We start from the raw sequence: 16,420 nt of genomic DNA on the forward strand, positions 1-16,420 counted from the left end.
TGCATGAACGGATTGGACGCTGGGCTGACCGCGATCGGCGAGGAAGACGTCGAGAAGCATCTGCCGACTGCGCAGAGCATGGTGACACGCGTCATTGTCATGGAGGATGGCACCGGCCGCTCCCAGACCGCACTTGCCGGCACCGGGCGCCGCTTCGTCTCGCCGGTTTCTTCCGGCTCGGTGCGGCGCACCCGAGAGGTAGAGCTGACAAAGACGATCCAGGCCGTAAAGCCGGGCGACCAGCTTATGTCCATCGGCCAGCATACCGTGCTTTACCGCGCCCGTCGCGGCATTCAGGTGGCGCTTGCCGTCGGCGATAATTTCGCCAAGGCGACGGATCTCGAGAGCCTGCAGGCGAAGAACACGCGTGCACCGCTCGAAGGCGAGGAAGCCTCGATCTACAAGAAGCTGCTGGCGGCTTCCGCCTATGTCGCGGCGTTCTCCTTCGCATCTTATCTGCTGCAGCTGGTCGAGAGCGACGGCGAGGCGCCCAACGATGTTGCGGAGCCCGATTTCGTTTTCGACACGCAGCAGGATGCGTTGAAGGCGATGGTCGCGGGGCTCGACGCCGCAGTTTCTGGGTCGAAGGACGAGCAGGATCTTGCCGCGCGCACCCGCGCCTTCGCGACCGAGGCTATCGAGGGGCTTCTCCAGCGGCGCGGGCGGTTCGACGGCATGGGTGCGTTCGATAGCGCTCATATGCGCTTAGAGGCCGACGACTTCACGATTGACGGCTTCGATGTCGCGCCCGGCCGTAAGGTCAAACCGCTGATGATGGATTTTAAGAAACCAGAGCAGGTAGTCGGCAACCACATCGCCAAATACCAGTCGATCAAGTTGGCCAAGATGCTCATGGCCTATGATTTCGACCGGCAGATGAACCCGTTTGTCGAGCTTGGCGGCTTTCTTTTCACCTTCATCGGCGACGGTGCGCCCGGCACGGGCAAGACAACGCTGATCCAGATGATCGCCGGCATTGTGCAGGGCTACTGCCAGGTCGCCGGTTATGCGTTCCATTACGAAAATTTCGGCGTCGACCAGATTTCGTCCTACCAGGGCAAATCGGGCCAGAGCTGCCGCCAGTTCATCGACAACGTGCTGTCACCCAAGGCAATCGGTTTCGGAACCATCGACGACATCGACCAGGTCGCCGCTAAACGTTCGGACGATCGCGCTTCCGCCGGCCAGCACGAGATCACCGGTGTGCTGATGTCGGCTTTCTCCGGCGCGATGACGGTTGTGCGCGGCAACTGCTCCTTTGGCATGTTTTCCAACTACCCGGAAAACGTCGACGATGCGCTCAGGCAGCGGGCAGGGGCACGCTGGCTGGTCGACGGTCCGCAGACGCGCGACGACTATATCGACATCTTCGCGCTGCTTGCCGGCAAGAACCACAAGATCCCGCTCGGCAAACACGAGCTTTATGCAGCGCAGGAAATCCAGCGCGCGGTCGACACCGCCTATGAGCAGCATTCCAAGCCTCAGGAAGCCGGGCTTGATCGCATTTACGAGCGCTTCTTGAAGGACAATGGTGCGCCCAAGACGCTGGCCGATATCGGCACCTATCTGCACATGATCAAGGAAGTGGAGCCGCGCTTCACCGGCCGCGCGATCAAGAACGTCACCGACGCGATCAAGATGCGGGCGATGGACATCGAGCTGCCCGACGAGTGGTTCGAAACACCGGAAGCCTTCATGCACAAATCCTATGACGACAAGAAGGCCATGATCGAAGAGCTGCGCGGCCCGTTCGACATGGAAATGGTCATGCAGGAGGTGAACCGCTATGCGGATTCGGAGTTCCGCTATTCCGATCGCGCCGACGACGCGGCAGTGGAGCGCATTATCCGCGACCAGCGGGTGCGCGAGCGCGCCATCCGCGAAATCGAGGACATGAAGTCGAAGGGGCATTGGGGCGGGTAGAGATGGAGCTCCTGCGCGTGGCCCGGCAATTTATCCAATGTGTTGAAGGAAGAACATCCAAACGCTATATCTAGCTAAGCTAGCTTAGGAGATTGTGATGGGTCAGCATGTGTTCGGGACATTCGAGGCGAAGAACAAGCTCAGCCACTTGCTCGACCTTGTCGAACAAGGGGAAGAGGTTGTCGTCACCCGCAACGGTAAGCCCGTGGCGAGGCTCGTCGCGCCGGGGCCTGCGGAAGAAGAAAGGCGGCGCAGGGCCGTGGAAGCGGTTGAGGGGATCCGGGAAATGCGAAAACAGGTCAAACCAGACCCGGACGGCCTGACTATCCGCGACTATATCGAAATGGGCCGCCGCTTTTGAGCACGGTGATTGATTGTTCGGTTGCCATCAATTGGGTGATGCCGGACGAACGCAACGAAGGTGTGGATCGGCTGCTCGATCGCGTGATCGAGCGAGGCGGGGCGGTTCCGTCACTGTTCAGGGTCGAAGTAGGCAATGCACTTCTTACCGGCTTGCTCAGAAAGCGTATCACGCCCGACTTCCTGGGGCGGGCTGTCGGACGCCTCGGTGAGTTACCTTTGCATGCCGATGTGAGGGGAGCGGACTTTGTCTGGACAACATGCGTTGATCTTGCAACGACATACGACCTCACGCTCTATGATGCCGTCTATCTGGAGTTGGCCTTACGCCTTCGGCTTCCGCTTGCAACTCTGGACAAGAAGCTGGCGGGCGCTGCAGAAAATGCCGGCGTAGCTCTCGACTGGACAGAACTTTGAGGCCGTGAGCTAGATGAACCTCCTGCGCGACAATGAACTGATCTACGGGCGGCTCTTGCCAATCAGCGAGCCGCATCTGATCGAGCGTTACAACAAGGCGCTCAAGGCGTTCGGGTTGCGGCCGACCGCGCTCGACGGGTTCGAGATTGATCGCACCGGTTTCTCACCGCAGATCGCGGCCGAGCTGGACGACCCGCACTATCTCGATCCCAACGAGGTCAATCGCCGCTTCATCATCCTCACGCCGCAGCAGATCGATCTTCCGGTCGTGCACACTGCCTTCTCCAACACCTCGCAGCTCGTCTACGAGTTCATGTCTCGCAATGCGCGAGCCATCGATGCGCTGACGATCAAGGACGTCATCTATGGCGAGATCGAAGACTCGGTCTCCAAGGTCGAAGATATCGAGGATCTGCTGTCCATCAACCAGGTCGAGTTCCGCGTGCTGTCGGCCGATGACGTTGTGGGCAAGGCGTCCGAGCTCGGAACGCTGGTCGACCGGCTGAAGATGGAGCCCGAGGCCTGGCGCGACGACAAGATGCTGGAGCGCATGGTCGACCTTGCAAAGGTCACCGGCGACATCCGCGAAAACACGCTGGTGCCGGACCAGGTGGTGTTTCGCCACAACGCTTACTGGACCAGCCATTTCGGCGGGCTTTATGTTTTCATCGATCCGGATGTGACGACCGTCATTTGCGACCCGACGGCACCCGGTTTCCGCCGTTCGCGACCCTGGCAGGTGAGCTATCTGTCGCTGCGCGACCCGGCCCGTGTTTTCCATTTTCTCGCCTCGACCGGCCGGCTCGATCTGCCGCGCGCGTCATGGATGGAAAAGGCGGATTATCTGGAACACCGCGCCGGGCTGGTCGTGCGCGAGCTGGTTCACCGGAAAGAACCCAAACAGGACATCGGCGGGCTCGATCGCGTGTGGCTGCAAAGCTGGATCCATGCCAATGCAGACATGATCAACGGCGACGGCCGCTTTCCGTTTCTCAACGCGGCGAAGCGCGAACTCGCCCAACTCGGCCATTTGCGGGTAGATGAAATCCGGCCTGAGTTCCGCTTTCTGGTCGTACGCGCCAAGCCCGATCACCCCGACGCCTGGCTGACCAACCGGCTGATCTCGGATTTCGTGCCGAGCGATTTTCTGTCGCGTTACGTCTTCAACAAGCAGGGCTTTTATGCCGATTACGGCCAATTCGATGCCGTTTGGCGGCGTTATGTTGTCGATACGCTCAAAAGCACATATCTCAGTGACAAAGATGGGTTCCGGGCACGTCTCTACGGGCTTGAGGACTGAACAGGGACCGGCCGGACATGCTTGATCCAATCGTGAATTTCTTCACCCGTATCTTTCATGCGCTGGGGCGCGGCATCGGCTTGCTGGTGGCCTGGATCATGTGGCCGTTCCTCGCCGCTGGACGCTGGTATGCGCGGCGCGGCTGGCTGATCAAGGGGCCGATCGGCATTTTCCTGCTCGTGCTTGCCGGGCTCTACGTCTATTTCGTCTGGAACTCGCAGAGTTGGACGGGTTTCGATGTCAAATACGCGACGGCGTATGAATTCAATCAGCGCAACAACTCGGCCGGCGCCGAGGTGGCTGATGCCGCCGGCACCTGCAGCCGTTCGGCGATCGCGGACGTAACGGCCGACCTGATCGACCTCAATGTGAACCAGAACGCGTGGATTTCTTCCATGCTGCTCTACAAGCTCGGCCTTTTCGGCGTCGACTGGGATCACACGCCTTTTCTCGACAACAAGGCGTCGTTCCAGCGCGGCATCAACCAGGCGGTAAGGCGCACGACAGTCGAGCTTGTCGATACGCTCGGACGCGTTCGCGGTACGTCGCAGGTGGACCAGAACCTGCAGGATGCACGCGGCAATATGCAGTTCGACGAGGAGACCTGGTATTTCGGCCTGAACCCGTTCGGCCCGAAAACCCCGACACCGTCCTTCTATCGCTCGGCTATTCGCGACCTCGCCAATTTCAACGGCAAGCTTGGAAGCTGCGATGCCACCTTCGACGGGCGTGCCGACAATCTGCTCACCTTTATCGACCGCATCGCCAACGATATCGGCTCGACCTCCGACATTCTTCGCGAGCGGTCGGAAAACTACAATCGCGGCTGGTTCGATACCCGCGCCGACGACCGGTTCTGGTTCAGCTTCGGACAGCTCTACGGCTATTACGGGATCATGAGGGCGGCACGCGCCGATTTCCATGACATCGTGCAATCGCGCGGCCTTGCACCACTGTGGGACCGGCTGGACGATCAGTTCGAAGCCGCACTGCAGCTGCAGCCGCTGATCATTTCCAATGGCCGCGAGGCCGGCTGGATCATGCCGACGCACCTGGCGACGATGGGCTTCTACGTGCTCAGGGTGCGCACCAACCTGACCGAGATCAGGGACGTCCTGGACAGATAGCGAACTGCGATTGGCCCTCTACTGTCGAGAGGGCAGCGGATACGCCTGTGCGCCCGGCCTGTCGCATTCCGTGCATTTAACGGCAGTTTCTGAATGGCGGGCGGCGCGACTTGGATTTAGTCCGATTGTCGTCCGCCGTTGTTGAGAACGGCCGGACGCGATTGCACGTCAGGCAAACCACGACACATCAAGGGGAGGCAGTCGAATGGCCGAGGTAAAGTCCGATATCGAAATCGCTCGGGCGGCGAAGAAAAAGCCGATCATGGAGATCGGCGCCAAACTCGGCATTCCGTCAGAACATCTCCTGCCGTTCGGGCATGACAAGGCAAAACTGTCATCCGAGTTCATCGCTTCCAAGCGCGGCGAGAAAGACGGCAAGCTGATCCTGGTGACGGCGATCAACCCGACGCCGGCCGGCGAAGGCAAGACAACCACAACCGTGGGTCTTGGCGACGGTCTCAACCGGATCGGCAAGAATGCGGCGATCTGTATTCGCGAGGCCTCGCTGGGGCCGAATTTCGGCATGAAGGGCGGTGCCGCAGGCGGAGGCTATGCGCAGATCGTGCCGATGGAGGACATGAACCTCCACTTCACGGGCGATTTCCACGCCATCACGACCGCGCACAATCTCCTGTCGGCGATGATCGACAACCACATCTATTGGGGCAACGAGCTCGGCATCGATATTCGCCGCGTTACCTGGCGGCGGGTGATGGACATGAACGACCGTGCCTTACGCCAGATCAACGTTTCGCTCGGCGGTGTGGCGAACGGTTTCCCCCGCGAGACCGGCTTCGACATCACCGTTGCTTCCGAGGTGATGGCGATCCTGTGCCTGGCGACCGATCTCGCCGATCTCGAAAAGCGCCTTGGCGACATCATCGTTGCCTACCGCCGCGACAAGACCGCGGTCTATGCGCGTGACATCAAGGCCGACCGCGCGATGGCGGTGCTGCTGAAAGACGCGATGTCGCCCAATCTGGTGCAGACGCTGGAGAACAACCCTGCCTTCGTGCATGGCGGTCCGTTCGCCAACATCGCGCATGGCTGCAATTCCGTTGTGGCGACGCAGACGGCGCTGAAGCTCGCCGACTACGTGGTCACCGAAGCCGGTTTCGGCGCCGATCTCGGGGCGGAGAAGTTCTTCGATATCAAGTGCCGCAAGGCCGGGCTCAAGCCGTCGGCGGTCGTCATCGTCGCTACCGTGCGCGCGCTGAAAATGAACGGTGGGGTCAAGAAGGAAGACCTGGGCAAGGAAGACGCGAAGGCCGTCACCAAGGGCTGCGCAAACCTTGGTCGTCACATCGAAAATGTGAAGCAGTTCGGCGTGCCGGCCGTCGTCGCGATCAATCATTTTGTTGCCGACACGGACGCCGAGATCGACGCGGTGAAAAAATACGTCGCAGCACAGGGGGCCGAAGCAATTCTGTGCCGGCACTGGGCAAAGGGCTCGGAAGGCACCGTCGATCTCGCGCACAAGGTCGTCGAGCTGGCAGATAGCGGCATGGCGCAGTTTTCGCCGCTCTATCCGGATGACATGCCGCTCTTTGAAAAGATCAACACCATCGTGAAACGCATCTATCGCGGATCGGAAGCGATTGCCGACAAAAGCGTGCGCGCCCAGCTTCAGCAATGGGAAGAGGCCGGCTACGGCAATCTGCCGGTCTGCATGGCAAAGACCCAATATTCCTTCTCGACCGACCCCAACCTTCGCGGTGCGCCGGTCGATCATGTTGTGCCGGTGCGCGAAGTACGCCTGTCGGCGGGAGCGGGTTTCGTCGTCGCCATCTGCGGTGAGATCATGACCATGCCCGGCCTGCCGCGCACGCCCGCCTCGGAGAAGATTTTCCTTAACGATGACGGCCTGATCGAAGGACTGTTTTAGCACCGCGCCCGATAGACGGACGAACGTGCCCGCCATGCTCGGCTGCTAACCGGTTGCACTCAATTCAGCCAGCGGTCATACGAACGGGATGGACACTTTCGGGCGACCGACAATCGCGAAGTGGGGCTGGCTGCTCTGGCGCCTGACACGTCGGCTGTGGTTGCGCGCCACGCTGATATCGCTGCTGGCGGTTGCCGCCGCGCTGATCTCGATCGTGATCACGCCTTATCTTCCCAGTGGTCTTTCGGCGAAGATCGGCGCGGATGCGGTCGACAACATCCTCAACATCATCGCGACGAGCATGCTGGCGGTCACAACCTTTTCGCTGTCCACCATGGTCGCGTCCTATTCGGCGGCTTCCACGAGCGTCACGCCGCGTGCCACCAAACTTCTGATCGAGGACCGCACAACGCTCAACGTTCTCGCGACATTCGTGGGTTCGTTCCTGTTCTCTGTCGTCGGCATCGTCACGCTTTCCATGAATGCCTATGGCGAGCAGGGGCGGGTCATCCTGTTTGCCGTGACAATTCTGGTCATCCTTCTCATCGTGGTCACATTGCTGCGGTGGATCGACTATCTGATCCGCCTCGGCCGGGTTGGTGAAACCACGGAGGAGGTTGAGAAGGCCGTTACGCATGCAATGAGAGCCCGTGCCGACATGCCGAATCTGGGCGGCGTGCGCTGGGACGGCAGCAAGCCGCTGCCCGACAATGCACGACCTGTATTCGCGGCGAGGATCGGCTATGTGCAGCATGTCGACATCGGTGCGATCTCGTCGAGGGCAGGGGAGTTCGGTGCGCGCGTCTATCTCGGCGCACTGCCCGGCACCTTCGCCGACCTCAACCGCCCGATTGCCTGGGTAACGGGCGCGAAGGGCGATTTCGACCCGGCACACATTGCCAGTGCTTTCACCATCGCCAATGACCGCTCCTTCGACCAGGATCCGCGTTTCGGCCTGTGTGTGCTGGCCGAAATCGCCTCGCGCGCCCTGTCGCCCGGCATCAACGACCCGGGAACCGCAATCGACGTCATCGGCCGTGCGGTAAGGGTTCTCTCCATTTGGGCCAACGCGGACCGTGGCGAAGGTACGGGACCGCGGTTCGGAAATGTCTACGTTCCGCCGATCCGTATCGAGGAACTGTTTGAGGACATGCTGGTACCGATTGCGCGCGACGGAGCACATCTGGCCGAGGTGCAGATACGGCTGCAGAAAGCCTATGGCGCGCTCGCATGCAATGGCGACAGCCGCTTCCAGTCGGCCGCGCTGAAATACTCCAGGATATCGCTGCAAAGAGCCGAAGCGGCTCTGACCTCTGAGTTTGACCTGAAGCGGGTCCGCGCCGCAGCCGCGCAGGTGAAGGCGCGTGCGAAAAATGGCCGAGCCGCACGCAAATGAACATTGATGCCTCCACGACGCGGCGCAGGGCCGCGGTCCCCGTTGCGCTTCTCACCTGCATCGCCGCGGCGGCTTTTGTATTCCTGCGCATCGCAAATGCGGTTCGAAGCGAAGAGATCGTCGTTCTCGACCGGGCAATCCTGCTGTGGTTCCGTAACCCCCAAAACCCTGCCGATCCCCTCGGTCCGCCGTGGTTTGAGGAAACGGTTGCAGAAATCACCGCGCTTGGCGGCTATCCCGTGCTCACCGTGCTGATCGCCTCGGTGGCAGGCTATCTGCTTTTGTCGCGGAAGTTCGGCCCGGCTGCCTATCTGCTTGGGTCCATCGGTGCCGGTACCGTACTCAGCCAGTTGCTCAAGCTCGTCTACGCGAGGCCACGGCCGGACCTGGTGAACCACCTTGTGGATACGTTCACGGCGAGCTTCCCGAGCGGCCACGCGACGATGGCGACCGTCGTTTACCTGACGCTTGCGGCGCTCATCGTTCTCTTCGTCGGCAAGCCACTTATTCGTATCTATGTGATCACGGCCGCGATTTTACTGGCGCTCGCGGTGGGCACGAGCCGCATTTATCTCGGTGTCCACTGGCCGAGCGACGTTCTTGCCGGCTGGGCTCTCGGTACTGCATGGGCGGCCATTTCCTGGCTGGTTTTCGACTGGCTTCACGCGCGCCGCTGGGGTGAACCCGAATAGGCGCATCATGAGTTGCGCGGCAGAGCTTTCGCCGCTATTGATTTCGCCATGAACGCGATTTCGACCAACAACAACTGGTGGTGGGGCTGCTCCTAGCGGCTGACGAAACGCGTGTTCTGAAGACATGTTGGCCGCAACGGGATAACCGGGCGGCCATTTTTTATGTCCCGCCCCAGGCGAAGGACGGAGACTGAAAAATGGTGATCGAAACGCTCGAAGACGGCGCGGAACGCTTCGTGACAAAGGGCGGTGTCACGATCACGCGGCGGCGTCACGAGACGCCTTATGAGGGCGCAATAGACAAATATGTCGATGCGCTGGATTCGCGGCGTGGCTGTGTGTTTTCTTCCAACTACGAGTATCCGGGGCGTTATACGCGCTGGGATACCGCGATCGTGGATCCGCCGCTCGGCATTACGGCACGAGGACGCGCTGTGCGCATCGAAGCGCTGAATGCGCGCGGCGCGGTACTTGTCCCGCTTATTGCCGACGCCTTGACCGGCAAGGACGACCTGTCGGTTGACGAGGTAACTGAGCACAGCGTCAGATTGCATGTTGCCGAGCCGAAACGCATTGTCGCCGAAGAGGAACGCTCGCGCGCGCCGACGGTGTTTTCCGTGCTGCGTGTGCTTGTCGATCTGTTCCGCTGCGATCAAGACGACAATCTCGGTTTCTACGGCGCTTTCGGCTACGATCTGGCGCTGCAGTTCGACCCGATCGAACAGAAGCTCGAGCGCGGCGAAAGCCAGCGCGACCTCGTACTCTACCTGCCCGACGAAATTCTGGTCGTCGATCACCACGCCGCCAGGGCATGGCACGACCGGTATGACTTCTCCGGCGCCGGCTATTCGACCGAGGGGCTTGAGCGTGGTGGTGATGAAGTACCGTTCGCGCCGGCGGCGGCCATTCCGCCACGCGGCGACCACGAGCCCGGCGAATATGCACGACTGGTCGAGAAGGCAAAAGAAAGCTTCCGGCGCGGCGACCTTTTCGAAGTCGTGCCCGGACAGCTGTTTTACGAACGATGCGAATCCAAACCGTCGCAAATCTCGCGCCGTCTGAAGGCGATAAACCCGTCGCCCTATTCCTTCTTCATCAATCTGGGCGAGCGCGAATATCTGATCGGCGCGTCGCCCGAGATGTTCGTGCGGGTGTCTGGCCGGCGCGTCGAGACCTGTCCGATTTCGGGCACCATCCGCCGCGGCGACGACGCCATTTCCGACAGCGAGCAGATCCTGAAGCTGCTCAATTCGAAGAAGGACGAGTCGGAACTCACCATGTGCTCCGACGTCGACCGCAACGACAAAAGCCGTGTCTGCGAGCCAGGCTCGGTGCGCGTGATCGGTCGGCGTCAGATCGAGATGTATTCGCGTCTCATTCACACCGTCGATCATATCGAGGGCAGACTGCGCGAAGGCATGGACGCGTTCGATGCCTTTCTCAGCCACGCCTGGGCCGTGACGGTAACCGGCGCGCCCAAACTTTGGGCGATGCGCTTCATCGAAAACAACGAGAAGAGCGCACGCGGATGGTATGGCGGCGCGGTCGGAATGGTGCATTTCAACGGCAATCTGAATACCGGGCTGACACTGCGAACGATCCGCATCAAGGACGGACTGGCGGAGGTGCGGGCCGGAGCGACGCTGCTCAACGATTCCAACCCGGAAGAAGAAGAGGCGGAGACCGAGCTCAAGGCTTCCGCGATGCTTTCAGCGATCCGCGATGCCACTGGAGGAAATGCGCCCAGTGCCGAACGAAGCGCGGCCCGTGTCGGCGACGGGCTTTCGATCCTGCTTGTCGATCACGAGGACAGCTTCGTCCACACGCTGGCGAACTACTTCCGTCAGACCGGGGCGCAGGTGTCCACCGTTCGCTCGCCGGTATCGGACGCCGTGTTCGACCGGATCGATCCCGATCTCGTCGTGCTTTCACCTGGGCCAGGGTCGCCGAAGGATTTCGATTGCAAAGCCACGATTGAAAGGTCGCGGGCACGAAATCTGCCGATATTCGGCGTGTGCCTTGGTTTGCAGGCGCTGGCAGAAGCCTTTGGCGGCGAGTTGCGACAGCTCCGCGAGCCGATGCATGGCAAACCCTCGCGCATCAGGATCAACGAGCCGGGCATCGTGTTCTCGGGGCTGCCGAGCGAAGTGACGGTCGGGCGCTACCACTCGATTTTCGCCGATCCCGTCAAGCTGCCGCCGGAGTTTACGATCACCGCTGAAACCGAGGACGGAGTGGTGATGGCAATCGAACATAGCAGTGCTCCGATTGCCGCAGTGCAGTTTCACCCCGAATCCATTATGTCGCTCGGACAGAATGCCGGCATGCGCATGATCGAGAACGTGGTTGCGCACCTGCCCCGCAAGGCTGGGGCGAAGGCTGCCTGACTGGAGACAAGCTGATGTCGAAGAGGCGCGTCCGGGCGCTTGCGAGCTGGTCGATCGTGATCGCCTTCGCGGTCATGGCGCTGAAGTTCGTCGCATGGCGGATGACCGGCTCGGTCGCGCTGTTGTCGGACGCGCTGGAATCGATCGTCAATGTGATTGCCGCCGTCGCCGCGCTCTGGGCGATCAGGCTTTCGCACAAGCCGGCGGACCAGACGCACCAGCACGGTCATCACAAAGCCGAATACTTCTCGGCCGTGCTGGAAGGTGTCCTGATTGTCATTGCCGCATTGCTGATCGTCTTCGAGGTCTGGCGCGCCTGGCAGACGCCGGTCGTACTCGATGCTCCGTGGACGGGGCTTGCGGTCAACGGCGTGGCTACGGTGGTGAATACGGCCTGGGCAACCGTGCTTTTGCGGGCCGCGCGCGCCCACAAATCGCCGGCGCTCGATGCCGACAGCCGTCATCTGTTTTCGGATGTGGCGACCTCCGTCGGTGTGATCGTTGGACTGATCTGTGCCGTGCTGACCGGCTGGTTCTGGCTCGACTCGGTGTTGGCACTCATCGTGGCGCTCAATATTTTATGGCAGGGCTGGAAGGTCATCTCGACGTCGGTCGACGGGCTCATGGATCGCGCCGTCGGACTTGAGGATCATATCCGTATCCGCGATATTATCTCCGCCGTCTCAAAAGGCGCCATCGAAGTACATGATCTCAAGACGCGGATCGCCGGTCGCGCGACCTTCATCGAATTTCACCTTGTCGTCGACGCGGACATGACGGTGAGGGACAGCCATGTGATCTGCGACCGTATCGAGGAGGCCCTGCAAGCCGAAATACCGTCGGTGCGCGTTCTCATTCATGTCGAACCGGAACATGAGGCGAAACTGCCCGCCGGCTCCAGTGCGGTGCCGTTCGCGTGACGGGCATGGCCGGCATTGCCAAACTGCCGCGCGCAATTCAGTGGGCAGCGCTCGCCGTTCTCTCGGGCGGCGTGGCTCTTGCGCTGGAAGCGGCGCAGTTCCCTGCCGCATTCCTCGTCGGGCCAATGTTGTGCGCTATCCTGTTCGGGGTCAGCGGCGCGACGATCCGCATGCCGCATGGCTTTTTCGTCGTCGCGCAGGCGGTTGTGGCGTGTCTTATCGCTTCGTCGCTTTCGCCGGAGTTTCTGCCGGCATTTCTCGCCAACTGGCCGCTTCTGGTCGGCAGCGTGGTGATCACTCTGGCGGCAAGCAGCCTGCTCGGCTGGCTGATCAGCTTCTGGAAAATTCTTCCCGGAACCACCGCCGTCTGGGGTTCGGCGCCCGGCGCGGCATCGGCCATGGTGCTCATGGCAGGTGCCTTCGGTGCCGACCAGCGGCTTGTCGCCTTCATGCAGTATTACCGGGTCGTGCTCGTAACCGCCGCGGCTGCGATCATTGCGCGGTTATGGGTCGGCGATGCCGGGGATATTCAGACGGTGTGGTTTCCGCCGATCGAAGCCGTGCCCTTCGCGGCGACTGTCTTCGTCGTGATCGCAGGGCCTTTTGTCGGCAAGCTGCTGCGGTTTGCCTCGCCGCAATTCATCGGAACGCTTCTGGTTGCCTTCGCGCTTCATATCGGCGCGGGGGTCGATTTCCAGCTTCCCGAGTGGCTGCTTGCAGCGAGCTACGGCGCGGTCGGGCTGACCATCGGTCTGCGTTTCAACCGCGAAACCATTTCGCAGATCCGCCGCTCCCTGCGGCAGGTGACTGCCTCGATACTGGCTCTGATCGCGATTTGCGGGCTTGTCGCGTTTCTGCTGGCACAGTTCGCCGGGGTCGATCCGCTGACGGCTTATCTCGCCACAAGCCCGGGCGGCATGGATTCGGTCGCCATCATTGCCGCGGCCGCCGATGGCGTCGACCTTTCCTTCGTCATGGCGTTGCAGATGCTGCGCTTTCTGATCGTGCTTCTGATGGGCCCAAGCCTCGCGCGGCTGGTCGCGAAAAGCGTTCGCGAGTAGCGGCTTTTTTGCATGGCAGCCATGCGGCTTGTGGCTCGCGCGCCACACTGCCCGGCGTGCCTTCTTTTGGACGCCTTTGGCACAGACCTCCGCCATCTTTCACGGGCAACTCGGCCTTCACAGGCCGCGCGTCGGCGGCCGCAAAGAAGCATGGTTTCGTCTGTTATGTCCTTATCCCGCCGCCAGTTCCTGCGTCATTCACTCACCATCGCCTTGGCTCCGGCAGTTACCGGCTGCGTTACCGCGCGCCAGCCGCTCAAGCCAGCCGGCCCGGATCCGTATTACGTCGCCATGTACGGCCCCAAACCGGATGAGCGCTTTCCCCTGCCGGCCACCGACATCAGCAAGGTTGAAACGCAGTATCTGCGCCAGCAAGTTGCCTATCATGGCCCCGAAGCCCCCGGAACGATCGTGATCGATACGCCGAACTGTTTCCTCTATCTTGTGCAGGAAAACCGCAAGGCGATGCGCTACGGCATCGGCGTGGGCAAGGCAGGTCTGGAGTTCGAGGGCAGGGCCACGGTTGCGCGCAAGGCTCAGTGGCCGCGCTGGACGCCAACCCAGTCAATGATCAAACGGGAACCGGCGCGCTATGGCCCGCTTGCCGGAGGCATGGAGCCGGGGCTGACCAACCCGCTCGGTCCGCGTGCGCTCTACCTGTTCCAGGGCGGGGTGGACACGCTCTACCGCATTCATGGAACGACGGAGGCCTGGTCGATCGGCAAGGCGATATCGTCGGGCTGCATCCGATTGTTCAATCAGGACATTCTGGATCTCTACAGCCGCGTTCCCGTGGGCGCCGTCGTCGTGGTGCTGAGCCATGAGACGCCGCAGGACGCTCCAGTGCCGATGGCAGCCGTGCCTGGCCAAACCGCCAACGCCTGATCCGCCGCGGGGGCGCTTTGACACCTGCCAAGGCGTCCGCACTTGCCTCGGCGCAGCCTTCGCGCTATCACGCCGCTCATGTCGATGCGCAGCACATATCTGGTTACTCGCAAGCACGCTTTCGCGGGCGAGACCATGCGCGCGCTCTTTTCGACGCTCCGTCTACTCGGCCTTAGCGGCGATCGCCGGGCTCGCTGAAGAGGAGCGCCCGGCGGTCGAATGGGCCGCCGCGGCCTGATGCTCCTTATCAATCAGATCAGCAATTCATACCGTGTCGCCGAGCATCTTCAGCCGGGACACAGCCGGAGCCATAAAGATGAATAAACGCGAAGAAACGCCATCTTCCGCCCGACCCATGGCAGGAATGCCCGGGGCAGCCCGCAAATACGAACACTATCAGCAAGTCACGCTCAGCGACCGCACCTGGCCCTCGAAGCAGATCGAAACCGCGCCGGTCTGGTGTTCCGTCGATCTGCGTGACGGCAATCAGGCGCTGATCGACCCCATGGGGCATGAACGCAAGGCGCGCATGTTCGCGCTGCTGCTCGATATGGGCTTCAAGGAAATCGAGATCGGGTTTCCCTCCGCCTCGCAAACCGATTTCGACTTCGCCCGCTGGGCCATCAACGAAGCCGGTGTGCCGAAGGACGTGTCGCTGCAGGTGCTGGTGCAGTGCCGTCCAGAACTCATCAAGCGCACCTTCGAAGCACTGGAAGGCGCGCATCAGCCGATCGTCCACTTCTACAACTCGACCAGCGAACTGCAGCGCCGGGTCGTGTTCGAAAAGGATGTCGCCGGCATCAAGCAGATCGCGACCGACGCGGCCAAGATGATCACCGACATGGCTGCGGCTGCTGGCGGCGGCTACCGGTTCCAGTATTCGCCCGAGAGCTTCACCGGCACGGAGCTCGATGTCGCGCTCGATATCTGCAATGCCGTCATCGAGGTTGTTCAGCCGACGCCCGACGACAAGCTGATCATCAATCTGCCGTCCACGGTCGAGATGTCGACCCCCAATATCTATGCCGACCGCATCGAGTGGATGTGCCGCAATATCGACCGGCGCGACAGCGTCATCGTATCGCTTCACCCGCATAATGACCGCGGCACGGGCATCGCGGCGACGGAGCTCGGCCTGATGGCGGGTGCCGACCGCGTGGAAGGAACGCTCTTCGGCAATGGCGAGCGCACCGGCAATGTCGACATCGTCACGCTGGCGCTCAACATGTACACGCAAGGGGTCGATCCCGAACTCGACTGCTCGGACATTACGCGCATCAAGGATGTGTATGAATATTCCAACCAGCTGCGGATTCCCGAGCGCCATCCCTATGTCGGCGAGCTCGTCTATACGGCGTTCTCCGGGTCGCACCAGGATGCCATCAACAAGGGGATGAAGGCTTTCAGGAAGGCCAACAAACCGCTCTGGGAGGTGCCCTATCTGCCCATCGACCCGCAGGATGTCGGGCGCAGCTATGAGGCGATCATCCGGATCAATTCGCAGTCGGGCAAAGGCGGCATCGCATATGTGCTGCAGGCCGACTACGGCCTCAACCTGCCGCGCAGCCTGCAGGTCGAATTCAGCCAGTCGATCCAGGCGATCACCGACGGCGAGGGGCGCGAACTGCCCTCGAAACGCATCTATGAGGAGTTTCTCGAGGCTTATGTCGACCAGCCTTCGGCGCGGCTCAAATTCGTCGATCACCAGACCTTCCCGGATACCACGGTCAAAGGCCGCCGGGCGGTGGAGGCGCAAATTGTCGACAATGGCAAGGAAATCACCATTTCGGGCGTCGGTACCGGCCCTATCGACGGTTTTGTCGATGCGCTTTCCAAACATATCGGTGTCGATCTTTCGGTGATCGACTATTCCGAACACTCCATGCAGCGCGGCTCCAATGCGGCAGCTGTGTGCTACATGGAAATGGAACATCCGGGCGGGAAACTTTTCGGTGTCGGTATCAGCACCAACATCGTGGCGGCATCGCTCGAAGCCGTGGTTTCTGCCGCGAACCGGATTTTGATGCTTGCCGAATGAGCGGCCGGGGCCGGTGCCAGCCGCGCCGG

General features: G+C 61.3%; 13 protein-coding genes. All 13 read left to right on the plus strand.

What is annotated here, in order from left to right:
* The first annotated feature begins 3 nt into the window (after positions 1-3).
* The 13 genes from EP165_RS10840 to leuA all read left to right on the plus strand — a co-directional run bounded on the left by EP165_RS10840 (position 4) and on the right by leuA (position 16,391).
* The gene (locus tag EP165_RS10840; RefSeq protein WP_206075896.1) at positions 4-1,923 is read left to right on the plus strand and encodes an AAA family ATPase; all 1,920 of its coding nucleotides are present in this window, start codon (positions 4-6) and stop codon (positions 1,921-1,923) included.
* A 97-nt stretch (positions 1,924-2,020) separates the two neighbouring features.
* On the plus strand, positions 2,021-2,284 hold the full coding sequence (locus tag EP165_RS10845; protein WP_127522292.1) for a type II toxin-antitoxin system Phd/YefM family antitoxin: 264 nt from the start codon (positions 2,021-2,023) through the stop codon (positions 2,282-2,284).
* Positions 2,285-2,289: 5 nt separating this feature from the next.
* The gene (locus tag EP165_RS10850; protein WP_245440113.1) at positions 2,290-2,700 is read left to right on the plus strand and encodes a type II toxin-antitoxin system VapC family toxin; all 411 of its coding nucleotides are present in this window, start codon (positions 2,290-2,292) and stop codon (positions 2,698-2,700) included.
* A 13-nt stretch (positions 2,701-2,713) separates the two neighbouring features.
* Complete coding sequence (locus EP165_RS10855; RefSeq protein WP_127522296.1) at positions 2,714-4,000, plus strand: DUF6638 family protein; 1,287 nt, start codon at positions 2,714-2,716, stop codon at positions 3,998-4,000.
* 17 nt (positions 4,001-4,017) lie between these two features.
* Positions 4,018-5,127 carry a DUF2333 family protein gene (locus tag EP165_RS10860; RefSeq protein ID WP_127522298.1) on the plus strand — a complete coding sequence of 370 codons (1,110 nt, stop codon included), beginning with the start codon at positions 4,018-4,020 and terminating at the stop codon, positions 5,125-5,127.
* Positions 5,128-5,332: 205 nt separating this feature from the next.
* Positions 5,333-7,012: a formate--tetrahydrofolate ligase gene (locus tag EP165_RS10865; protein ID WP_127522300.1), complete on the plus strand. Its 1,680-nt coding sequence runs from the start codon at positions 5,333-5,335 to the stop codon at positions 7,010-7,012.
* A gap of 88 nt (positions 7,013-7,100) precedes the next feature.
* Positions 7,101-8,408 (plus strand): DUF2254 domain-containing protein, encoded by a 1,308-nt coding sequence (locus EP165_RS10870; RefSeq protein ID WP_127522302.1) that lies wholly within the window; start codon positions 7,101-7,103, stop codon positions 8,406-8,408.
* Positions 8,405-9,100 (plus strand): phosphatase PAP2 family protein, encoded by a 696-nt coding sequence (locus EP165_RS10875; RefSeq protein WP_127522304.1) that lies wholly within the window; start codon positions 8,405-8,407, stop codon positions 9,098-9,100. The genes EP165_RS10870 and EP165_RS10875 overlap by 4 nt, the downstream gene beginning before the upstream one ends.
* Before the next feature lie 197 nt (positions 9,101-9,297).
* Entirely contained in the window at positions 9,298-11,487 is a 2,190-nt protein-coding gene (locus EP165_RS10880; protein ID WP_127522306.1) for an anthranilate synthase, read from the plus strand.
* 14 nt (positions 11,488-11,501) lie between these two features.
* Complete coding sequence (locus tag EP165_RS10885) at positions 11,502-12,407, plus strand: cation diffusion facilitator family transporter (protein ID WP_127522307.1); 906 nt, start codon at positions 11,502-11,504, stop codon at positions 12,405-12,407.
* 5 nt (positions 12,408-12,412) lie between these two features.
* Positions 12,413-13,468: an AbrB family transcriptional regulator gene (locus EP165_RS10890; RefSeq protein ID WP_127522631.1), complete on the plus strand. Its 1,056-nt coding sequence runs from the start codon at positions 12,413-12,415 to the stop codon at positions 13,466-13,468.
* A 165-nt stretch (positions 13,469-13,633) separates the two neighbouring features.
* Positions 13,634-14,353, plus strand: a complete 720-nt coding sequence (locus EP165_RS10895) for a L,D-transpeptidase (RefSeq protein ID WP_206075897.1) — start codon at positions 13,634-13,636, stop codon at positions 14,351-14,353.
* Positions 14,354-14,669: 316 nt separating this feature from the next.
* Complete coding sequence (gene leuA, locus EP165_RS10900; protein ID WP_127522309.1) at positions 14,670-16,391, plus strand: 2-isopropylmalate synthase; 1,722 nt, start codon at positions 14,670-14,672, stop codon at positions 16,389-16,391.
* Positions 16,392-16,420 lie beyond the last annotated feature (29 nt).

Origin of the sequence: Mesorhizobium sp. Z1-4, from assembly GCF_004000235.1 — a bacterium.
Classification (GTDB): domain Bacteria; phylum Pseudomonadota; class Alphaproteobacteria; order Rhizobiales; family Rhizobiaceae; genus RCIO01.